The 23,367-nt window shown below is 37.9% G+C and carries 21 protein-coding genes; 18 read left to right on the forward strand and 3 right to left on the reverse strand.

The window, feature by feature from the left end:
- The first annotated feature begins 1 nt into the window (after position 1).
- The 11 genes from gndA to AACZ73_RS20845 all read left to right on the forward strand — a co-directional run bounded on the left by gndA (position 2) and on the right by AACZ73_RS20845 (position 12,015).
- Positions 2-1,429: an NADP-dependent phosphogluconate dehydrogenase gene (gene gndA, locus AACZ73_RS20795; RefSeq protein WP_339880766.1), complete on the forward strand. Its 1,428-nt coding sequence runs from the start codon at positions 2-4 to the stop codon at positions 1,427-1,429.
- Between the two features lie 34 nt (positions 1,430-1,463).
- A complete protein-coding gene (gene pgm, locus AACZ73_RS20800; protein WP_339880767.1) occupies positions 1,464-3,110 on the forward strand; it encodes a phosphoglucomutase (alpha-D-glucose-1,6-bisphosphate-dependent) in 1,647 nt (548 codons plus the stop codon).
- Positions 3,111-3,319: 209 nt separating this feature from the next.
- Positions 3,320-3,706 carry a hypothetical protein gene (locus AACZ73_RS20805; RefSeq protein ID WP_339880768.1) on the forward strand — a complete coding sequence of 129 codons (387 nt, stop codon included), beginning with the start codon at positions 3,320-3,322 and terminating at the stop codon, positions 3,704-3,706.
- Positions 3,707-3,905: 199 nt separating this feature from the next.
- Positions 3,906-4,424, forward strand: a complete 519-nt coding sequence (locus AACZ73_RS20810; protein ID WP_339880769.1) for a DUF3347 domain-containing protein — start codon at positions 3,906-3,908, stop codon at positions 4,422-4,424.
- A 2-nt stretch (positions 4,425-4,426) separates the two neighbouring features.
- Positions 4,427-4,882, forward strand: coding sequence for a DUF2231 domain-containing protein (locus tag AACZ73_RS20815; RefSeq protein WP_339880770.1), 456 nt, complete (start codon positions 4,427-4,429; stop codon positions 4,880-4,882).
- 29 nt (positions 4,883-4,911) lie between these two features.
- Positions 4,912-5,673, forward strand: a complete 762-nt coding sequence (locus tag AACZ73_RS20820) for a hypothetical protein (protein ID WP_339880771.1) — start codon at positions 4,912-4,914, stop codon at positions 5,671-5,673.
- An 85-nt stretch (positions 5,674-5,758) separates the two neighbouring features.
- Complete coding sequence (locus tag AACZ73_RS20825; protein WP_339880772.1) at positions 5,759-6,277, forward strand: nuclear transport factor 2 family protein; 519 nt, start codon at positions 5,759-5,761, stop codon at positions 6,275-6,277.
- A gap of 22 nt (positions 6,278-6,299) precedes the next feature.
- A complete protein-coding gene (locus AACZ73_RS20830) occupies positions 6,300-6,755 on the forward strand; it encodes a nuclear transport factor 2 family protein (RefSeq protein ID WP_339880773.1) in 456 nt (151 codons plus the stop codon).
- Positions 6,756-7,401: 646 nt separating this feature from the next.
- Positions 7,402-8,271 (forward strand): DUF3347 domain-containing protein, encoded by an 870-nt coding sequence (locus tag AACZ73_RS20835; RefSeq protein ID WP_339880774.1) that lies wholly within the window; start codon positions 7,402-7,404, stop codon positions 8,269-8,271.
- 33 nt (positions 8,272-8,304) lie between these two features.
- Positions 8,305-10,587 (forward strand): multicopper oxidase domain-containing protein, encoded by a 2,283-nt coding sequence (locus AACZ73_RS20840; protein WP_339880775.1) that lies wholly within the window; start codon positions 8,305-8,307, stop codon positions 10,585-10,587.
- 477 nt (positions 10,588-11,064) lie between these two features.
- Entirely contained in the window at positions 11,065-12,015 is a 951-nt protein-coding gene (locus tag AACZ73_RS20845) for a zincin-like metallopeptidase domain-containing protein (RefSeq protein ID WP_339880776.1), read from the forward strand.
- A 79-nt stretch (positions 12,016-12,094) separates the two neighbouring features.
- On the opposite strand, the gene AACZ73_RS20850 is transcribed toward AACZ73_RS20845, so the two are convergent.
- The 3 genes from AACZ73_RS20850 to AACZ73_RS20860 all read right to left on the reverse strand — a co-directional run bounded on the left by AACZ73_RS20850 (position 12,095) and on the right by AACZ73_RS20860 (position 13,241).
- Complete coding sequence (locus tag AACZ73_RS20850; RefSeq protein ID WP_339880777.1) at positions 12,095-12,379, reverse strand: DUF3892 domain-containing protein; 285 nt, start codon at positions 12,377-12,379, stop codon at positions 12,095-12,097.
- Between the two features lie 100 nt (positions 12,380-12,479).
- Positions 12,480-12,830, reverse strand: coding sequence for a carboxymuconolactone decarboxylase family protein (locus AACZ73_RS20855; protein WP_339880778.1), 351 nt, complete (start codon positions 12,828-12,830; stop codon positions 12,480-12,482).
- A gap of 165 nt (positions 12,831-12,995) precedes the next feature.
- On the reverse strand, positions 12,996-13,241 hold the full coding sequence (locus tag AACZ73_RS20860) for a hypothetical protein (protein ID WP_339880779.1): 246 nt from the start codon (positions 13,239-13,241) through the stop codon (positions 12,996-12,998).
- Positions 13,242-13,302: 61 nt separating this feature from the next.
- On the opposite strand from AACZ73_RS20860, the gene AACZ73_RS20865 reads away from it, so the two are divergent.
- The 7 genes from AACZ73_RS20865 (at position 13,303) to AACZ73_RS20895 (ending at position 23,323) form a co-directional block, all read left to right on the forward strand.
- Positions 13,303-13,812 carry a hypothetical protein gene (locus tag AACZ73_RS20865; protein WP_339880780.1) on the forward strand — a complete coding sequence of 170 codons (510 nt, stop codon included), beginning with the start codon at positions 13,303-13,305 and terminating at the stop codon, positions 13,810-13,812.
- Positions 13,813-14,359: 547 nt separating this feature from the next.
- Positions 14,360-14,632: a hypothetical protein gene (locus AACZ73_RS20870; protein ID WP_339880781.1), complete on the forward strand. Its 273-nt coding sequence runs from the start codon at positions 14,360-14,362 to the stop codon at positions 14,630-14,632.
- 138 nt (positions 14,633-14,770) lie between these two features.
- Entirely contained in the window at positions 14,771-14,917 is a 147-nt protein-coding gene (locus AACZ73_RS20875; protein ID WP_339880782.1) for a hypothetical protein, read from the forward strand.
- 320 nt (positions 14,918-15,237) lie between these two features.
- Positions 15,238-18,396: an SIR2 family protein gene (locus AACZ73_RS20880; protein ID WP_339880783.1), complete on the forward strand. Its 3,159-nt coding sequence runs from the start codon at positions 15,238-15,240 to the stop codon at positions 18,394-18,396.
- Between the two features lie 110 nt (positions 18,397-18,506).
- A complete protein-coding gene (locus tag AACZ73_RS20885) occupies positions 18,507-19,010 on the forward strand; it encodes a hypothetical protein (RefSeq protein ID WP_339880784.1) in 504 nt (167 codons plus the stop codon).
- A gap of 232 nt (positions 19,011-19,242) precedes the next feature.
- Positions 19,243-19,575 (forward strand): helix-turn-helix transcriptional regulator, encoded by a 333-nt coding sequence (locus AACZ73_RS20890; RefSeq protein WP_339880785.1) that lies wholly within the window; start codon positions 19,243-19,245, stop codon positions 19,573-19,575.
- Positions 19,576-19,582: 7 nt separating this feature from the next.
- Positions 19,583-23,323, forward strand: coding sequence for an N-6 DNA methylase (locus AACZ73_RS20895; RefSeq protein WP_339880786.1), 3,741 nt, complete (start codon positions 19,583-19,585; stop codon positions 23,321-23,323).
- The last annotated feature ends 44 nt before the right edge of the window (positions 23,324-23,367 follow it).

Here is a 23,367-nt window from a genome sequence, read left to right on the forward strand (position 1 = left end):
AATGGAAAAGGGAAATCGAAATGTATTTGGCATTTACGGATTGGGAACCATGGGGCGAAATTTATTGCTGAATATGGCTGACCATGGATTTCCTGTTGCCGGCTTTAACAGACACGATGATAAAGTGACTTTGCTAAAGGAAGAAAGCAAGGGGAATAGTGTACAAGGTTTTACTGATTTAACCGAATTTATCAATAGCCTTAAATCTCCAAAAACTGTAATGCTGCTGGTGACAGCGGGCAAAGCAGTAGATGAAGTTATTACAGAAATCCTTCCCTTATTGAAGAAAGGCGACCTTATTATTGACGGTGGAAATTCGCATTTTACCGATACAGACAGGCGCTACAAAGATCTGAAAGAAAAGAGTTTTCATTTTATCGGAATGGGCGTTTCAGGAGGTGAAGAAGGCGCCCGCAGAGGGCCAAGCATGATGCCGGGTGGCGATATGCATGCTTATCAATTGGTAAAGCCCATTCTTGAAACAATAGCAGCTCATGTCAATGGTGATCCCACCGTTGCCTACATGGGGCCGGGATCAGCAGGCCATTTTGTTAAGATGGTGCACAATGGAATCGAATATGCGCTGATGCAACTGATAGCAGAAACATTCGAGGTTTTAAAGAAGGGGCTTCATCTGAATAATGAAGCCATCCATACGGTTTTTCACCAATGGAATGATGGCAGGCTCCAATCTTTTCTACTGGAAGTGACCCGTGATATTTTTGCATTTAAAAACCCAGGTGCAGATCATTTATTGCTGGATGATATTAAAGACGAAGCTAAAGCAAAAGGTACTGGAAAATGGACTTCCCAGATAGGTATGGATCTCAATTTGCCAATTCCAACCATTGATACTGCCGTTTCCATGCGTGACTTATCTAAATATAAAACATTAAGAGTGCAAGCCGCGGCTATGTATGCTGATACTACAGAGATGCCTCTTGTAGATAACCCTGATGAATATATAGCAAACCTGGAACAGGCATTTTACTTTGGTATGGTAACGGCTTATGCACAGGGGATGCACTTGCTTTATAAAGCATCTCAGGAATTTAATTATGATCTTGAACTGGACCAGATCGCTAAAATATGGCGAGGTGGCTGTATCATCCGGGCAGCGTTTTTAGAAGATATTTATAGCGCTTTCAGTACCAATTCAAAGCTGGAACATTTGCTATTGGATAAGTCCATTCAATCAACACTGAAAAACAGCTTACCAGGCATCCGTACCATAGTTTCGGACGCTGCAAAGTACGGCCTAGCATTGCCTGCTTATGCAGCATCATTGACTTATTTTGATGCTTTTCGAAGTGAAAAAATGCCAGCAAATCTCATACAGGCGCAACGTGATTATTTTGGGGCGCATACTTATGAGTTGATTGATAAAGAAGGAGTTTTCCATACCGAATGGCAAAGTGATGTTTCCTAAGCATTTAAATGCATATGTAAATAATATCTAAGTGATGAACATATCGCCTTTAGCAGGAAAAATTGCCGTATCACAAATGCTGGTAGATATCCCGAGGTTAGTTACTGCTTATTACACAGGAATACCAGATCCTTCTGTATCAGAACAGCGTGTTGCATTCGGTACTTCCGGTCATCGTGGATCATCATTAACAAATTCATTTAATGAAAATCATATCCTGGCTATCACGCAAGCCATATGTTTCTACCGCAAGGAACACAGAATTGATGGGCCTTTATATCTAGGCTTTGATACACATGCGCTTTCAGCACCTGCTTATGCTACTAGTATGGAAGTACTGGCTGCAAACAATGTTGAAGTGATGATTGCTGTTGGAGATGAATATACACCAACACCTGCCATCTCTCATGCTATTTTAAAGTACAATGCGGGGCGAAAAACTGGATTAGCAGACGGTATAGTTATCACACCATCACATAATCCTCCGGGTGATGGGGGCTTCAAGTACAATCCACCCAATGGCGGACCCGCCTCCGACACAGTTACGAAGTGGGTTGAAGCTAAAGCAAACGAATTTTTACAAAACAATCTTCAATCGGTAAAAAGAATTCCTTTTAATAACGCATTGAATGCTGATACAACTCACCGCCACGACTATCTGAATTCATATATCAATGATCTTGGAAATATTATTGATATGAAGCTCATCAGAGATTCAAAAATCAGCATCGGTGTTGATCCGCTTGGTGGTGCCGGTGTACATTATTGGGAGCCAATTGCAGATCGCTACAAACTCAATCTGACTGTTGTAAATAAAATAGTTGACCCCACCTTTAATTTCATGACAGTGGATTGGGATGGGCAAATCCGAATGGATCCATCATCTTCATTTGCCATGCAGAAATTGATTGAGATGAAAGGCTGCTTTGATATTTCTTTTGCCTGCGACACCGATCATGACCGACATGGAATTGTTACAAAAAGTGCTGGATTATTAAATCCTAATCATTATTTATCAGTTGTAATTTTTTATCTGCTGCAACATCGCCCCTTGTGGACAAAAAATGCAGCAATTGGTAAAACGGTTGTAAGCACTCAATTGATTGACCGCGTTACTGCAAAATTGGGAAGGCAGCTCTATGAAGTGCCGGTCGGTTTTAAATGGTTCGTTGATGGTTTGCTGGATACATCACTTTGTTTTGGTGGTGAAGAAAGTGCAGGTGCTTCTTTTTCAAGATTGGATGGTAATGTGTGGACAACAGATAAAGATGGATTTGTGCCGGCCTTGCTATCAGCAGAAATTACTGGAAAGCTTGGTCGTGATCCCGGAATCCAATATAATGAATTGATAAAAGATTTTGGTGAACCTTTTTATGACCGCATTGAAGCAAAGGCAACTGCAGAACAAAAAGAAAAACTTAGTAATATTTCACCTGATATAATCAAACAAAAAGAGTTAGCCGGTGAAAAGATTGATGCTATACTAACCAAAGCTCCGGGAAACAATGCTCAGATCGGAGGAGTGAAGGTAATTGCAGAAAACGGATGGTTTGCTGCACGCCCATCAGGAACTGAAGATATTTATAAGATCTATGCTGAAAGTTTTTTAAGTAAAGATCACCTTACAAGAATCATTGAAGAAGGTGAAAACATTGTTGACGATGTATTAAAAAAAATATAGTTTGAAACGTGTGCCGCAACTCATGAATTCATGCCCACTATAAAGACCCTCTTGGGAGCGGATATGAGCAGTTCTTGTATGATATTTGGACTTGGATTTATCATATTCCTCCTACCAGTATTCATTTGATAATAAAGTACAAATTATCGCAACCTTAATTTTGTATTTGAGTTTAGTAGTAGGTGTTCCGATTAAGAAAAATGAACGTTATGGCGATTGCCATATTTTTTCTGGCCTCCATTACAGGAGTCTATGGTACATTTTTTATCTGCAATACTGTATTATCAAACGAAGAAGTAGGTCATTCTCATGATGCCAACCATCATGTAGAGGTTGCTGAAGGAACTCATTCTCATAATTCCGACTCCTCAGCAGATGATTGTTGCGAAGATTTAACCTATTCCTTTTTAAATGGAGCTAAGGTCTTGGCAAATCAAATTCATGTTGAATTCCCTTCGATTGGAGAGATAATTATCGTTCAGCCAATCACTTTCAAACTAGTTGGATTTGAAAATTTTGGTAGTCCATCACACTTTATTGATCCGCCCCCAAAAGCGGTTCATCGGAGGATTTTGTATCAGTCCTTTATTATCTGATTCCTCTTCAATAAGAAGATCAATTTCATTGATTTTCAAAATACCTATTTCTAAAGCCTATTGACTAAATGACTAACGAGAACATAGTTCTCAATAGGAAAATAGTATCGATTTCAATCCATTTAGCATAGGTTTCCTAATGATTCTCGGGACATTCCTGCGGAATTTCAAATACGAACAATTTCAAAAACGAACAATAATGAAAAAATTCATTCTATTGGTTTCACTGGCTCTGGGGAGCTGGGGAGCCTACGCACAGCATGTTCAAGGTAGTGGTGACCACAAAAACACAGAAGAGATGAGCCCGATGGCTCCAATGTTTAAGGATCAAGCAATTGGCAATGCCTACAGTAAATACATTGAGCTTAAAAATGGACTAGTTACCTCCGATGCATTGAAAATTAGTGATGCCGCAGCACTTTTGGTGCTTGCACTGCAGGATGTAAACGATGTAGGCAAAGTCTTGGAGCAAGCACGAATGGTTTCTAAAGCAAAGAATTTGGAGGAACAGCGAAAGATGTTTGCTTCGCTAAGCAATGAAATGGTTGCGCTGATTAAAAATGCAAAATTATCCATGGGTTCGATCTATGTGGATTATTGCCCAATGGCCAATAATAGTAGTGGAGCATACTGGCTTTCTAATGAGGCAGCTATAGCAAACCCATACTTTGGGAGTAAGATGCTTACCTGTGGGAGTGTGAAAGAAATCATTGAATAATCATGGAAGCTTTACTCCCAGAATGGGCACCAAATATCCACCCATTGATCATTCACTTTCCAATTGTTCTTTGGTTGGCAGCAGTTTTTTTTGATTTGATTTCCCTTATTAGCAAGGGAGCATGGATTCGAAATACGGTAATGGCATTGTATGGACTTGGTGCCGTAAGTGCCTATGCAGCTTTCCTTAGTGGGAATCAGGCAATTGATATGGTAACTATTCCATTTCAGGGTGAAATGACAGCAAGTAATCACTCCGATTGGGGCAGCTACACGCTTTATTTCTTTATAGCCTATACAATCCTTCGAGGAATTATCTTCTGGAAACAGTGGGACAAGAAAAAAGTAGTGGCCATTGTGCTTTTTATTCTTGGAACTATAGGAATAGGGATGGTGGCAAAGACTGCAGATCTGGGAGGAAAGCTGGTGTATAAGTACGGTGTAGGAATCAACAAATAATTAGTAAACAACATTAAACAATAATCGAAATGAAACACATAAAAATAATGATTGTCCTTTTATCGGCAATTCTAGTGGTGTCATGTTCACAAGGGGAAAAGACCAGTGAAGAGCATGATATGAACGAAGCAGATGGACATGATCAGAGTACGATGGGAGCTGGTGACCACCATACTGAAGGTGAAGAAAGTGAACAAAATCACGGATCTGAAATGGGTGAAAACCATGAGTCAACTTCAAATGGAGGTGAGATGAAGAAATGGACACATGGAGACAATGGTGTGAAATCCATCCAATCGGACTTTCATTTTATAGCTGGATCTATGGAAAACATCAATCCTGAAGTAATGTCTGAGGCTGGGCAAAATGTGATGAAACTTACTGCAGATGGTACTCCAACTGCGTTCGTTTTTCATACCTCTTACGGAAATGTGGGAATAGCTGCAATGCTGAACCTGAAAGGTTTTAATGGTACGGTAAAACTGATTCATCATGCACAGAACACTAGCAATTATGAATTTGTGGCTATTAATAGCGACAAGATGAAGCTTGGACGTGTAGTGGATGGGAAAAAAGAAATCTTTGATGAGAAAACGTATGAGTCTGCAGACGACTGGACTAACCTTAGAGTTTCTGCTGCTGGCACACACTTTAAAGGCTATATTGGAAATAAGACAATCACTCACGGACATGGTGAAATGATGAAGGATGGATATGTCGGTATATTACTTGAAGGCAAAGGAATGCTCCAGATCAAATCTGTCGAACTTACTCCCATGGAAGATGAATAATCTTTATGATATTTAAATTCTTAACAACCTTGCAAGGCACTTACTGTCTTGTAGGGTTGCTTTTTCCAACCTTGATAATGAAATTATGAAATCTAATTTTAATTATTTAACGCTGCTGATCTTATCCATTTTCCTGTGGAGTGGATGCTCTGAACAAAAGGAGAAAGTCGCAGACCAATCGGCTATTGACACGACTGATGATGAAGCCAAAGTAAAGGAAGTCCTAATGGCGTATAAGGCAGGTGTTGAAGCCTTAAGTACAACCGGTCTAAATGACCTTTTTATCAAAGATTCAGAAGTATTTGAGTCTGGAGGTGTGGAAGGTTCTTTTGCCCATTATCTAGATCATCATCTCTCACCCGAACTGAAGGCATTCAAGTCATTTTCTTTTAGTGATTATAAAGTCACTGTAAAGATAGATCTGCCATATGCATTCACAACCGAAACCTACGATTACACGATTGCCTTGGTCTCTGATGAAAGGAACATTGTACAAAAGGGTGTTGCTACTTCCATCCTTAAGAAGGTAGATGGAGAATGGAAAATCCTAAAGACTCATACCTCTGCAAGATCCAAAAAATCAGAAGCAGAAGCAGGTAAATAATTCACTTCAAAATTTAATAACCATGAAAACCATCGCAACAAATATATTACTAATGGCTGCCATCTTTTGTAGCCATACAATTTTAGCTCAAACTGAGACAGACCAAGTTAAGCAGGTAATGAAAAAGTACAAGGAGACACTGGAGAGTCTGGATGTTTCTGAGTCTTATGCACTGTTTACAGAAGATTCTCAGGTTTTGGAACAAGGGAAAATCGAAGGAACGTATCGTGACTACATAGCCAATCACATCGGCCCGGAGCTTGGTCATTTTTCCTCTTTCACCTTTAGTGAATACGTAATAGAAGTTGTGGTCGATCTGCCCTATGCTTTCACTACGGAATCATATGTGTACAACATTGTACTTAAAGATGAGGACAAGAAAGTAGAGCGAAAAGCGACAGCCACTTCGATTTTGAAGAAGATCGAAGGAGATTGGAAAATTATCAAAACTCATAGCTCTTCCAGAGCCAAGAATTAATAGAAACGAAAGGATATATCCATGCGTTTGGCTTTGATTGGTTGAGTATATAGTACGGTTTAGCTATCATATTACCCATGCGTTTTTTCGGACAAGAAAACCAACGTTGAAAAAACCAAAAGAGCTGTTTCTGACAATGCTCAGAAAAGCGGAACCGAAGTCTGAATTTTAGTTATTTTTGTAATTGGATTTTATGAAAAACATCGCACATAGATTTATCTTGTTTTTGATGCTACTGGTTATATTGACCAGTACTGTTGCGGCTTCCGGGAATTCAGTTGAAACAGGAAAAATTTCTTGCCCAAAACAAGCTAATCACTCCGAGAAAAAATCGTGTTGTGATAGCGGAGAAAATCAAGATGAACCTGGGAGTGTACCTTGTGACAATACAGCTTGTCATTGTTCAAGCACAGTTAATGTCACTGTTTTCATTAATGATTATAAATTGTCGAGCACTAATAACTTTATACTTTTAGTTAACCATCGGACTTACGTTCAACACATTCCTAAAGCAGTCTATCTTTCCATCTGGCAACCACCAGAAATAAGCTGATTCATTTTTTGACAGGAGCTAATCTGTCCTGTATTGGATGCAAGTCATTGGCATGTATTCGCTTCCTTCTATCATAGTTTAAAATTCATAAAAATGAAATCATTCAAGATTATAATGGTTGCACTTATGGTGTTATCATCAACAGCGCTTATCGCTCAAATTAAAAACGCCCAAACGGAAACCGTAAAAATTTTCGGTAACTGCGACATTTGCAAAACTGCCATCGAAACAGCAGGAAACATTAAAAATACGGCCAGCGTCCATTGGAACAAAGACAGCCAGATGGCCGAAATTACTTACGATTCCAAAAAGTCAAATCGAGACGAAATATTAAAACGAATTGCCTTGGCAGGTTATGACAATGACCACTATTTGGCCCCTGACAATGCGTACGCACTACTGTCGGAATGTTGCAAATATGAAAGGCTGCAAAAAGAGACTGAAATGGCTATGGCGCCCTCTAAAACGGAGATGGAAATGACTAGTAAAGCGTCTGAAAACCATGCAAATATGATTATGCCTGAAGTGAAGGAATCAAATGATCTGGAGATAGTTTTCGACACTTATTTTGACATAAGCGATGCCTTGGTAAAAACTAATGCGGCTACAGCAAGTGCAAAGGCATCAGAACTGTTGAATGCAATTAAGGTCCTAAAAATAGAAACGTTTAAAACGGCAGATCAAGCCGCACTAACCAAGGTGTTGCCATCCATAATGGCGGATGCAAAAAGCATTTCAGAAACCAAGGATATCATTAAGCAACGGGAGAAATTCAAAGGCTTGTCAAAGAACATGCACGAAATCTTGGCGTATTACAGCTCCCATGAACCCCTTCACTATCAATATTGCCCAATGCAGGATGCCAATTGGTTGAGCAAGGAAAAGGCCATTAAAAATCCTTATTACGGTTCACAGATGTTAACCTGCGGCTCTACTGTGGAAACTATTAAACACAATAACTGAAGCACAACAGAAATCTAATTTTTCGATTACGAAATGAAAAAATTAATCTTGGTGCTTCTGTTTCTTGGGACATTTTCCCTACAGGCACAAAATATAGTGCGCTACGACCTTTATGTGCGGGATACGCTTGTCAATTTTTCCGGCAAAGAAAGGCACGCCATTGCAGTGAACGGACAAATACCAATGCCAACGCTCACGTTTACGGAGGGAGACATCGCCGAAATTTATGTGCACAATGAATTGGATGAAGAAACCTCCTTGCATTGGCACGGTTTGTTTTTGCCCAATAAGGAAGATGGGGTTCCTTACCTCACCCAAATGCCCATACCGCCGCACACGGTTCATAAATATACCTTTCCCATTATACAACATGGGACGCATTGGTATCACAGCCATTTTGGACTACAGGAACAGATAGGGATGTACGGCTCTATGATTTTGAATAAAAGGCCTGATGATAGGACATTCCGAAAAGGGATAGACGATTTGCCCACCATCCCTATCATTTTGAGCGAATGGACAGACATTAAACCTGAGAATGTTCATAGAATGCTTCACAATGCTTCAGACTGGTTTGCCATAAAAAAAGGAACCACACAAAGCTATGGGGAGGCTATAAAAACCGGATACTTTAAAATAAAGCTCCATAATGAGTGGAAACGAATGCTCGCAATGGACGTAAGTGATGTTTATTATGAGAAATTCCTCATCAATGGTAAAAGCGAAAATGAGGAAACATCTCTGAAAGGCTTGAAAGCAGGGGATAGGGTACGGCTTAGAATTTCAAACGGTGGTGCATCGAGCTATTTCTGGCTCACTTATGCCGGCGGAAAAATAACCGTGGTTGCCAATGACGGTAATGATGTAGAACCCGTGGATGTGGATAGAATGCTCATTGCCGTATCAGAAACCTATGATGTAGTAGTGACCATACCTGCGGACGATATGGCTTTTGAATTTTTGGCCACATCGGAAGACCGTATAAAATCAGCTTCCATTTATTTGGGTACTGGCATAAAACAGCTCACTTCGCCACTGCCAAAACTGAAATACTTTGAAGGGATGGAAATGATGAACGGAATGATGAAAATAAACGGCGATCTGGACCAAATGGGAATGAATATGAGTATGCAGCAAATGGATATGAATGTGGTGATGTATCCTGAAATAACTGGGTCTGCAGCTAATGGAAAGGGTGTGAAAATGGAAAAGGAGGACAAAGAACATTCAGGCCATAAAATGGAGCAAATGAATGGAATGAAAATGAGCGAGGATATGTACAAAAGCAATGAGCTATCCGATATTACTACGCTCAACTATGCCATGTTGAAGTCGCCAACCGTAACGACGCTTCCCGAGGATGCACCTGTTAAAGAGCTACATTTTACGCTTACGGGAAATATGAGCCGTTATGTTTGGAGCTTGGACAACAAGGTTATTTCCGAAACCGATAAAATCCTGATAAAAAAAGGTGAAAAAGTGAGGATAACGATGTACAACAATTCTATGATGCGACACCCTATGCACTTGCACGGCCACGATTTCAGGTTGCTCAACGGCCAAGGTGAATACGCGCCACTTAAAAATGTGGTGGATATCATGCCTATGGAAACTGATGTGATCGAGTTTGAAGCGAATGTTCAAGGCGATTGGTTTTTTCACTGCCATATTCTTTACCATATGATGAGTGGTATGGGTAGAGTGTTTAGCTACGAAAATCAGGAACCTAATCCCTTGATTCCAAATCCAGCACTCGCCTTGAGAAAACTAAAAGGTGATGATAGAGCCTTCCACTTGATGGCAGAAAACGATTTTGCTACCAATGGAAATGATGGGCAACTAATGATTCAAAGTACAAGATGGAGTATTGGTACCGAATGGCGTTTGGGATATAATGATAGGCATGGGTATGAAACAGAAACCCATATAGGCCGATTTATTGGAAAAATGCAATGGTTGATGCCGTTTGTAGGCTTCGATTGGCGCTATCGAAAATTGGGTCATAATGAGGTCGAAGAAAACCTTTTCGGTCAAAAAAACACCAAGGACAATCGTTCTTTAGTTAGTTTAGGTGTCGCTTACACTTTGCCAATGCTCGTAGTAGCTCAGGCCGAAATATTCACCGATGGTAATGTTAGGTTGCAATTTGAGCGTAATGATATTCCACTAACCCAAAGGTTGCGTATGAACCTTATGTGGAATACTGACAAAGAATATATGGCAGGATTACGATATATAGCGACACGAAATTTTGGAGTAACCACTCATTACGACAGTGATATGGGCTTTGGTATTGGTGCAATGCTAAACTATTGATGAAAGAAAAGTTTTCTCTTAAAGCCATACTTATTTGTAATTTACTAAGCTAACAAGCTACCAATAATTGCAAAAGAGTATGGCTTTTGGCTTGCTTGACTCACACTGTAATAAAAATGTCAGTGAGTAAATGGATAAAGGCAGTGGACTATTGCTCACATTTCTCTTCTCACAAAACCCTTACTGGTCTAGTTGACTAGTCCTGTATTGACGCAAGAGTTTTTTTGACTGGTTATCCTATTTGAATCCTATCAAGATGTACTAATTTTGATTTAGTTATGGCTGAAAGAATTTAAATTTATTTTTTCTATTCCTTCTTACGCCAATTTAACCTGATTCCAGCACACGAGGCAAGAGACTACGGCATAAAGCCCCCGCTCTTGCCTTTGCTGGTTTATTCCGTTTCCTCTTGCACTTAGTGCTGGTCTCAGGCTGGTGCAGCTTCATAAGTATTTGTAAAACCAAAACACAAAAGCTATGAAGACTGAAACAAAAAAATCAGCAAAGAGAAGAAGGGGATCTAACTTTCAGGTAACAGGATCCCAATCTGATATCTATGAGAAGTTTACCAATCTGATCATTGAGAAACTGGAACAGGGGATTATTCCCTGGAAGCAACCTTGGCATGAGTTGGGATTGCCAGCAAATTACCTGACCAAGAAACCCTATAAAGGGATCAATCTCTGGCTGTTATTATCCTGCGACCACCAGTATCCTTATTACCTAACTTTCAAACAGGCCAACTCGCTGGGAGGTAAAATAAAGAAAGGAGCAAAGGCGCTACCGATCTGCTACTGGAATTTCGCTTTCCGTGACAAGAAGACGGGAAAAGTGATTCCTAGTGATAAGGTTGCTGAATATGATTTGAAACATGTGAGTAGATCTGGCTTTCTCAAAGAGTTTAAGGTATTTCCGATAGAGCAGATAGAAGGAATCGACTGGGAGTTTCCTGAAATTATAAATACAGATCAAATTCCAATAAATGAACAATGTCAGACAGTCTATGCCGATATGGTAAGACCGCCGGAATTGATTCATAAGGGATCTTCGGCTTACTATAGAATGGATCTCGATCAGATTACCCTGCCGGAAAGGAGTTTGTTTTCAAGTGCTGAGACATATTATGGAGTTTTATACCATGAGCTCATCCACAGCACAGGACATTCTTCCAGATTGGATAGGATAGGAGTTTCAGACCCACATCAATTTGCATCCGAAGAATACAGCAAAGAAGAATTGATAGCTGAAATGGGCGCAGGATACCTGAATAATTATACAGGGATCTTGGATGAGAATTTACTGGAAAACTCAGTAGCCTATATCCAACACTGGCTGCAAGAGGTCCGAAATGATAAGCACTTACTGATTGAGGCAGCAAGCAAAGCGCAGAAAGCAGTGGATTATATTCTTAATGAATGTCCTTTTTAGGAGTAAGGGGAGAGATCCCCTTTTTTGGTCATTTCAAAGAGTTACCAACAGAGACTAGAGCAGTTTTGCCAGTATTTAATCAAGGACATTCTGGCAAGTCTTCCAATAAGTTATGTAAATAACCCTGGCCTTTCGCACTTAGAATGGATTCGGAATCAGTTGATTTGCAAACACTAACTTGTAATTCTTCACGATTTTCGGTGATATAGAATTCCCAAGTCCTCGAATTGATTCCCTCAATTGCCTCTTTGGTAGAAATGGTCCATTTGTCACCAGTTCCATTTACGCCTCCGATATGTGTGATACTTCCCACCAGTGGGCCTTCAGATATTTTTTTTGCACACAGAATTCGCAATCGCTTCATGAATAACTCTTAGTTGGAGTGCAAAGATGCATCAAGGAAATTAAACATTAATTTAAGTTGGCGATTTTTCGAATTACTTAACGATTTATGGATAATAGGACTAGGTATTACTGACTTTTCCAGTTGTCTCTTCAAAAATTTTCATCGCCAATAGTCCATTTCCCACCGCCCCACCAGCCCTTATAGCTGAAGCTATGAAGACAGTTTCCGCAAGTTCCTCTTTGGTAGCACCGGCTTTTACTGCATTTTCAATATGAGATTCGATGCAGTAGGCACACTGAGTGGTCAATGCTACAGCAATGGACATCAATTCTCGATACTTTACAGGGATTATCCCATCTGAGCGCTCTGCAGTATGTTTGAGGTTTAAGAAGGCTTCTGCTTCTTTCTTTGCTGAATTGATCAGTGTATTAACGTATTTTCTGTCTTCGGGGCTTTGGTATTGATACATGATTTAGTTGATGAAGGGATTCTCTATTTATATTAATTCTCTTTGATTAAAACTAAACAGTTTTTTTGACAGTAAAGTGTACCGAATACCTATTCGTTCTATGGAGGTATTTCGGATACAACTTTTTCGATATTGCTTTCCAACTTCTCTTTAATGGTTGCTACTTCACCTCACCGACTTTAATTTTACTCCTTTTTCTTGGAGCATATAGAGTACCACCGTAGCATCCTTTTCCAGATCCTGTTCTATAAACATCCGTAAAGCCATAGAAAGCGCCTTTATTTCCTTGCCTTTCTTTAATCGGTCATAGGGAAAAGTATTGGCGCTCACGCTGATGATGCGATTCATTTTAGTATCTACCCGTTTTTCGAGTTCCTTCAGTTCGCTGCATAAATCGGCCCAGTTGTACATGTATTTTTGAAATCTGATTGCAATATGGTGGGATTTGGTGTCGGTTCGAATCTAAACCTATATGTTGGAAACTTTTTTGAAACAAGCTGTCAAAGTATTTTTAGAATTATCTAGAGGTACCTTAAGTGAATTAATCGTTGACAAATATCTTGTACTCACTTATGGTAATCTCATACTATCTATGGATAATCCCGACGAAATTATACGGAAATTTGAAGCTGAGTTTAATTTCATTAAGCACAAATTCAGAATTATTGATCTTAAACTTAGTGAAGTGAAGTCTTCAATGGAGGAATTCGTGTATCACCCAGGTGTGTATATTTTTTATAATTCAACAAGTGTGATTAAAGTGGGAAGACATTTGGTGAATTGCAGGAAACGGGCGTTGGAGCATGTTCGTGATAACACAAGAAATGAACATTTGGAAATGCGTGAGTTAGTCTCAGATTCTGCTTCACGAATCCTATTAATCAATAGCAAGAAAGTGGAGGACAGACATTGGGTAGCGGCGGTGGAGCTATTTATGGAAACTCACTTGTCACCGGTGATTAAGTCAAAAAGACTAGGCTAATTAACCAATTGCATAGACTCGTTATTTCAAAATATACTTGAAATCCTTTATGCATAAGCTGTGGTCGCTAAGCCCAGCCACAAAAGGTGTCAATTTAGTAGAAAAGTAGATGCGATCAATTTCTGCATTTTGTTAAATTCCTAGCTGTTTCTCGCTTCTTTTTCCCTAGGTGTTCTCAGGATTATCCTATAGTATAAACTGGTAACATAACGTGCTGAAAATATGCTTTAATTCGACTCTCCTTCGATGTATCTACGATGCTACTACGATCCTTGTCCGATCTGATATCGTAGATTGATCGGAAATGTATAAGAGAAAGTGTGGGTGAATACTGTATTTGTAGTAGCTTACAACTGATAGAACTGCCCTTTGGGATTTACTTTCAGATGATTTTTCTACCAAACAACCTTTACTAAAAGACAGGCTATATGAGAACAGAAGCGAAGGTTACTTTTTTGGTTTATAAGGTTTTGGTTCAGTTAGCTATCCACTGGTTTATTCCTGATAAGTCCGATATTGGTTTGGTAAACCCACAGACTTTTCTCCTATGGATGTACCAATTATCACGTTTGAAGAAATCATCAAATTAAATGGCCACGACTGGGATAGGGCTTATGCGGTGCTGACCTACCATCTCGAAAAAGGCAATATCAAAAAAGAAGTACTGGGAGGCGGGATGGTGATCTACCATAATGTGACCCGAGTGCAGGAATTCACTCAAATCCATGATAAACAAATTGAGCCAGATCCTGTCAACAAAGTCGTAATGCGGCCTAGACGGAATCGGATAAGTAGGGGTGATGGGAATGGAGAATCTTAAGATGGACATAGACTGTCGCTAATTGTTTTTTTTATCAAGTGTTTACAGTAAATAGTTCGTTAGTTTTGATGAGCACTGGATTTTATAAAAACCTGACTTTATGTGCTACGATTTATTATCCACTAAAACAAAATCATCATGGCTGTAAAGCACACTCCAACGAAGGAAATTCATCAAGGACAAAAAGGAGGAAAAACCGGATGTGGTATCGATACCACTGTAAAAGCAGAGCACTGGGTAAATTCCAATGAAAGAATTACCTGTGCAAAGAATGGGTGCAAATAGAGAAACTCTTTTTTTGTATTCATAAGAACTGAAAAATACCCTGTACAGGGTATTTTTTTGCGTGTAATAATCCTTTTCTTGCAAATATCTGTTAGTTGAAGGAAGTGGTTCATAACCTTTCTCTATATGGAGATCACGATCGATCTACTATACAAAGAGATTTAAAAAAAATAGGCTAAATATTCAACACTGCTAGTGTTCTTCTGGGCTAAATCTAGAAACTGAATCAATATTGAATTTCAACTAAAGTGATATTATGTTGGTATTACAAATAGAACTAGTACAATTTGAATTATCCTTTATCCAATAAAATTCCTTAAATGACAGAAAAAATAATCCTAGATTATGATGCCTTTTTAAGATCCTTTAAAAGAAATACAGATGTTTCACATTCATTTCTTTTAGGAGCAGGAGCTTCTATTAGTTCTGGAATACAGTCCGCTTATGACTGTATTTGGGAATGGAAAAAGGATATTTATTTATCAAAAAACCTTAATGCTTCAGTTTTCTATAAAAACTACAAAGAAGACGTAGTGAAAGAAAGTATTCAGAAATGGCTAGATAATCAGGGAGAATATCCTGCACTTGATTCTGACAACGAATATTCCTTTTTCGCTGAGAAGGCCTATCCTATAGCTGAAGATAGAAGAAAGTACTTTTTGGGTCTGATTGAAAATAAGGAGCCTTATGTTGGTTATAAATTACTTTGTCTGCTGGCAAAAGGTGGGATAGCAAGATCTATCTGGACCACAAACTTCGATGGCTTAATGGTTCGAGCAGCCCATCAAAACAACTTAATTCCGATAGAAGTTAATTTAGATAATGCCGAGAGACTGAAGAGAACTGAAAGCAATAAGGAACTGCTCACTATTGCTCTCCATGGAGATTATAAATATTCCTCTCTTAAAAACACAGAAAGAGAGCTCGATTCACAGGAAGTAGCATTTAAAGCACATTTAGCCAACTACCACATTGACAAAAATCTTGTGGTTATAGGGTACAGCGGTCGAGATAAATCGTTAATGGATGCTATAAAATACGCCTTTTCAAAAGATGGTGCCGGTCGGTTATATTGGTGTGGTTATGGAGATATCATAACCCAAGAGGTAGAGGATTTATTGAAAGAGGTGAGAAAATCAGGGAGGGAGGCTTATTTTGTCTCAACAGATGGATTTGATAAAACCATGATTCATTTAGCAAAATCAGCTTTCGAAGATGACCAATATTTTAGTAAAAAAATTCAGGATGCATTAGAAATATCCGAAGAGGACTCATTTACAAAAACTGACTTCAATTTAAATTTTAGACAAACTGGAAAATATATTAAAAGCAACCTTCATCCTGTTGTGTTTCCTAAAGAAGTTTTTCAGTTTGAAATAGATTACAAAGATGAACGACCTTGGGCTTTTTTGAAAGGTCTAACATCTGAAAAAGATATATGTGCGATTCCCTTTAAAAGGAAAGTGTTTGCGATTGGGACACTAACTGAAATATCAAAAGTGTTTAAGCCTTATCTCAAAAGTGAAATTAAACGCTCGCCTATTAGCAAAGGAGATATTGAGAGGGTTTCATCATTCAAAGCATTAATGATGCAGGCTATTTTAAAGTATTTCAGTTCTTTGCCAAACCTGTCTTCAAATTCCAAAAACAAAATATGGGTCGATAATAAGAAGACTGAATACAATGGCATTTCGGTTTACCAAGCGCTAACTATTTCCTTATATTTTGATAAAAGTAATGCTTATGGATACCTTACTTTTATTCCAACAGTATACATGGAATCTGAAGGTGAAATAGAAAAATCAGGTCGGCAACAGATAGGAAAACAAAATTTAGAGAAACTTTTTAATGACAAGTATGATGAATTACTTGAGTGTTGGAATGAGCGTATTTTCACCACCCCAAAGATTAAATTTGAATTCCCATCTAAATCAGGTAGTGGATTTGAGTTTATTATTTCTAAATCAACAGCATTTGGAGAGATTGATGTATTAGACCCAAATTTCAGGCATTATGCTCCCAATAACTACGATTCGAAGCAGACACTATTTAAAGGGGTACAGTTTATTGAGCCTGAATTAATTTTTAAAAACATATCTTCAAATCAAGATTTCAAAGACTACCATCCCATGAGAGGTTTAATTAAAAACAGACCTTATGATGTAAATTTAAGTGGAAGTGTTCTCTCAAATGAGGTTAATCTATCTGTGATTTGTGGCACTAACTACTCTAAACAGCTTTATGATTTTCTGTCTAAACTCACACTGAAACACCAAGCAGGTGGTATTAATCCTGACTATTTAATTGACTATACTGGTTTTTCAAACATTTATAATATACCTATTAATATCCCTAATTATGAGGATAGCGAGAAGTGGGTTAACATCGAGTTTCAAGGGGAAAATGAAAGTGAACATCATGAAAATGCTGTGCAACTTGCAAGGCTAATTACCTCAAAAATTGAGCAGATAGTAAATAGCCAAGGGCAAAGTACCATTGTCGTTTTTATTCCAGAAGAATGGCAGCATTTTGAAACCTTTGTTAACGAAGGAGAAACTTTTGATTTACACGATTACATTAAAGCATTTGCGGCAACAAGGGGGATATCTACTCAACTAATTAGAGAAAAAACACTTAACGACAGTCTGAAATGCCAGATTTATTGGTGGTTATCACTTTCTTTTTACGTTAAGGCATTGAGGACGCCATGGATATTAAATAATCAAGAAAGAAATACTGCCTATGCAGGTATCGGGTATAGTGTTTCTAAAATAAAGGATCAAACTGAAATAGTAATAGGTTGTAGCCATATTTATGATTCTAATGGTCAAGGATTAAAGTATAAGCTTTCTAAAATTGATGACTTTTACCTCGATCGTCAAAACAATCCTTTTCTATCCTATAATGATGCATTTCAATTTGGTGTTTCAATCAGGGAATTATTCTATCATTCGCTAGACAAACTACCTGAAAGAGTTGTGATTCATAAAAGAACAAAATTCACCTCAGATGAAATTAATGGCATTAAAGCAAGTCTTCATAAAGCAGGTATCAAGAAAATTGACTTGATAGAAATTGCATATGAATCTGATGCTCGTTTTTTTGCTATGAGTGTTTATAATAGACTGTTACAAGTAGACAGGTTTCCAATTTCACGAGGAACATGTATAGTTACAAATAAGGATACAGCTCTGCTTTGGACACATGGTATTGTGCCCTCTGTTCGTCAAACAAACTATAAATTTTATTTGGGAGGAAGAAGTATTCCTGCTCCTGTTAAGATTGTAAAACACTATGGAGATTCCAATATTGACGTAATTGCAACTGAAATACTTGGTTTGACCAAAATGAATTGGAACTCGCTTGATCTATATTCTAAATTACCATCAACCATTGACTCCTCAAATCAAATTGCTAGAATTGGAAAGTTGCTTTCAAGGTTTGAAGGTAGAACTTACGATTACAGACTGTTTATTTGAAAATAGCAAATAATTGTGAGGTTTTATTGTGTTCTCATCGTAAAGAATAAAAGCACTTTAGTGCCGTAACTTCGAAGTTCATATGAAGATTGAACTGCATTTGAATGGTTATGAAACAACTAACCAATTACAAAATCACCCAAGCCACAATCAATTTATTAAGTATGGATGAAATGGAAAAATCAGTAATAATTGACAGAGTTTTGAGGGCACTGTACAATGATAGGTCCGGTAATTTACCTGAACTTTTAGATGGCCAACAATATGTAGGGCATAAGGAAACCTGGAAATACCAGATAATAGAACATGACCTAATTCATTTCGATTTGGTCCGGGTCATAATTCCTCCTGGAACAAACAAGACAATTAATGGATTTGGAGAATATGCTATAGGACCAAAGGGCAGAGAATTGGTGATGAATGAACGCTCTTCATTTGAGTTGTACCAGCCTAGTAAAAAGGAAGTCCTCGAATTTGAACTTGCGGAATCTACTATCAGAGCCAACAATTTGAATGAAAGAAATAATAAGTTTAATAGAAAATTCTTGGTCATTAACGGAGTTTTAGCCCTTATTAACCTAGTTCTTTTGCTTTGGCAAATAGTAAAAGGTTGATAGCTTGAGAATAACTTTGAATGAATTTTTTGAAGGAGCAAAGTAAAGGCTGGCCTAAATTTTCCATTTTAGAGGGAATTTTATCAAATCCACAATAATACCCTGTTTTTAATGCAGACTTTTTGGGACATCAATTGTCCGATCAAGCCGTTAGTTGGGTCAAAAAATTATGCAGTAAACATGCGGTAAACACTTATATTTGACAATATTGAGTCAAGTTAAATTTCGGCAAGTGAAAAATCTAACAACCTTTGGTCAATATTTACGAGAACACCGTGATTCTAAGGGATTAACGCAGGATCAATTGGCTCGAGAATTAAATATTCCATTTACAGATATCAGCAAAATCGAGCATGGGAAGAAAAAATTCCCCTTCAACAAGCTGAAGGAAATGGCTGATTTTTTTGAATTGGATTTTGTGATAGTTCGTGATCGGTTTGGAGCAGATATTTTAGTAGAACAGGCTTTAAAATACGGTTGTACTGAAAAAGTTTTCTCTTTTGCGGAAGACAGAGCCAAATACATCGCATCAAAAAAAGTTAAACAGGGAGATTTAAAATTCTAATCCATCGATGGACTATAAGAAACTCATACAGACATTGGGATTTACGCCTAAGGAAAATACAATTGGAATATTTCATAAAAAATATACCGCTTGCGATTATTATTGTCTTGAGGTTGACTTCGAAAAAGAAACCTTCATTTTTGGTGACAAAATCATAGCAGATAGTAAAACAACCCAGAATTTCTCACAATCTGAGAACTGGGTGATTTTGGAATGTGTAGATCGCCTTTTGAATCAAGGCTACAAGCCAGAAAACATTACTCTGGAAAAGACCTATCCTTCTGGACATGGTACCAGTGGGCGATTGGATATTTTGGTGACAAAAGAGGACGGTTCTGCCTTTTTGATGATCGAATGCAAAACATGGGGAGCAGAATTCGAAAAGGAACTAAAGAATTTGGAAAAAAACGGTGGACAATTATTCACCTATTTCCAACAGGATAAGAATTCCGATATTTTGATGCTATATACTTCCAAGATCGATAAGGGTGAGGTCAGCTATAAAAACATTATTGTCAAAATAGAGGAGGATTACAGACAAACAGGGAACGTAAAGGATCTATATGAACGCTGGAATAAACTACCAAAGTCTAACGGGATTTTTGATAATTGGGTGTCACCTTACGATTTCCAATCCAAGGCACTTACCAAGCAGGATCTACAAGTATTAAAGCAAGAGGATAGTAGTTTTATTTTTAATCGGTTTTTGGAAATACTTAGACACAATGTAGTGTCAGATAAACCAAATGCCTTTAATAAAATATTTACCCTTTTCCTTTGTAAAATCGTCGATGAGTATTCAAAAAATGAGGATGATCAATTAGATTTTCAATGGATTGAGGGGGAAGATAATCACATCAAATTCCAAAAGCGACTAACGGATTTATACCGCAAGGGGATGAGGGAGCTTCTGGAAAAGAAAGTGACCGATGTGAGTGATGATGAATTTGATTTACGCTTCCAGCAGGTAGATGAAAAATATAGGGATGAAATAAAAGATATCCTTACTACGATTAGACTAAAAAAGAACAATGAATTTGCCATCAAAGAAGTGTACGATGATACTTCATTTGAGGAAAATGCCAAAGTAGTGAAAGAAGTAGTAGAACTGCTACAGGTGTATCAGATTCGCTATAATTATCGCCAGCAGTTTTTAAGCGATTTCTTTGAGTTGCTGTTGACTACGGGTCTAAAGCAGGAGTCTGGACAGTTTTTTACACCAGTCCCGATTGCAAGGTTTATAATCAAAAGTTTACCTCTCCCGGAGATTACAGCCAAAAAGATTGCAGCTGGCAATAAAAATGACTTACTCCCTACTATCATCGATTACGCTGCAGGAAGTGGACATTTCCTTACCGAATCCATGGAAGAAGTTCAGAAATACATTGATAATGTGGATGAAAAAGGTTTAACTCCTACTACCAAAAGAGCAGTAAAGAAGTGGAAGGAAGATCAATTTGATTGGGCAGAGCAATATGTATATGGGATCGAAAAGGATTACAGATTAGTAAAGACAGCAAAAGTAAGCTGTTACTTACATGGAGATGGTCTGGCCAAAGTAATCCATGGCGATGGATTAGGAGATTTTGCTACTTACACCGAATACAAGGATCTATTAAAGGAGACTGATAAGACCTATCCTCAGGATAATAAACAATTTGATATCATAATTTCTAATCCTCCTTACTCGGTTTCTGCCTTTAAGGGATTGATGGATGAAGAGAAGTCAAAGAAGGGTTTTGAACTGTTCAATAGACTGACAGACCAGAGTTCTGAAATAGAATGCTTATTTATTGAGCGGACTAAGCAATTACTGAAAGATGGCGGGGTTGCCGGAATCATTCTTCCTAGTAGTATCCTGAGCAATGCAGGTATATATACCCAGAGTCGGGAGATTATTTTGAAGTACTTCGATATACTGGCAATTGCTGAGTTGGGGTCAAATACGTTTATGGCAACGAATACCAGTACAGTTACCTTTTTCCTAAGACGTAGAAACAATGCTGATGCCACAAATATTGCAGAAGCCGTTAAGAAATTATTCGCTACTCAACTGGATGTCACAATAAATGGTATTGAAAACCCACTTTCAAAATACATCGCTCATGCATGGGAGGGAATATCATTAGACGATTACAAAACCCTGATTACTAAAACTCCCAACAAGAAAGTGTCTGATCATGAGCTGTATCAAGAATACAAAAAGAAGATTAAAGGGAAAGACGAAGCTGCCCAGTGGGAAGCTATCTTGACTTTAGAGCAAGAGAAGTTAACGTACTTTATTATTGCCTATCCTCAAAAGCTCGTTTTAGTCAATAGTGGGGGAAAAATAGAGGAAAAGAGATTCTTAGGCTATGAGTTTAGTAATAGACGGGGAAACGAAGGTATCCATCCGATCCAACGTAGGAAGTCCATTGATGAGTGTACACATTTGTACGACGCTGATAGTTTTGACCATCCAGACAAAGCCAGTACTTATATATATAAGGCATTTAATGGCAAATTTGACTTGCCAATTCCTAAAGAGTTATCGGTAAATCTGAGCTATGGAAATTTGGTGGATCTGCTCACATTTGACAGGGTGGATTTTGAGAAGAATCTTTCCCTATCTGCAAAAAAAAAAATAAAGTTTGAAAGTAAGTGGGATTTAGTACTGTTTAAGAATATCGCGATATTCAATCCTTCAAAAAGTGAAGTGGCAAAATTGGATGACAATTCTGAGGTCTCTTTTATAGAAATGGCATCAGTCAGTAATGCAGGGAAAATATTAGACAAAATCGATCGCCCATTTAGTGATGTGAAAGGAGGGAGCTATCGATATTTTTTGAATGGGGATATAATTATTGCTAAAATTACTCCTTGCATGGAAAATGGGAAGTGTGCCATTGTTGGGGGCCTAACGAATGGAGTAGGTTTTGGGAGTTCCGAATTTCATGTAATACGAACATCTCCAAAGTTGAATAACAAATATTTGTTTTCGTTACTCAATCGGGATATAATTAGAGAGTACGCTGAATCTAATATGACCGGGGCTAGTGGTCATAGAAGAGTTCCGGAATCATTTTATTCAGAATTGTTAATTCCTCTTCCTCCAATAAATATTCAGAAAAAGATAGTAGATGAAATTGATCTGATAGGAACTAAAGAGACTATTCTTCTAGCTGAGATTGAAGAATTACAAAATTCTATATTCCTCAAATTTGAATCTTTTCCGAAACAGTCAGTTTCTTCTATTTGTAAAATTTCCACGAGAAAGGAAAATCCATCATCTTACCCAGATAAGGAATATGTATATCTTGGATTAGAACATATTGAAAGCAATACTGGGAAAGTTACGATGAATATGGAGCTTGGTGAAAACATACTTTCATCTAAGAATAAGTTTAAAAGTGGAGACATATTATACGGAAAACTTAGACCCTATTTAAACAAAGTATTATTAGTTGATTTTGAGGGGATTTGCTCTACAGATATAATTGTCTTGGAAACCAGGATACCTAGTATTTTGAAATATGCATTAAGAGCCCCTGAATTTGTAAAACAGACTACGGATTTAATGAGTGGTACCAGTCTGCCAAGAATAAAACCTAAAGATTTTTTGGCATTGCCGATTTCAATACCAACTAGTAAAGAAGAACCATCTGTTATTGATGAAATTGAAAAAATTGAAGCCAAAATCAAATCTTTAGAAAAGCAGATTGAAGAGATTCCTAATCAAAAAGAATCAGTTTTGAAGAAATATTTGTGAAATCCATGAATGACCAGCTGTCCAAAATTGAAGGGGCTCAAATG

Source organism: uncultured Algoriphagus sp. (genome assembly GCF_963974835.1).
GTDB lineage: Bacteria > Bacteroidota > Bacteroidia > Cytophagales > Cyclobacteriaceae > Algoriphagus.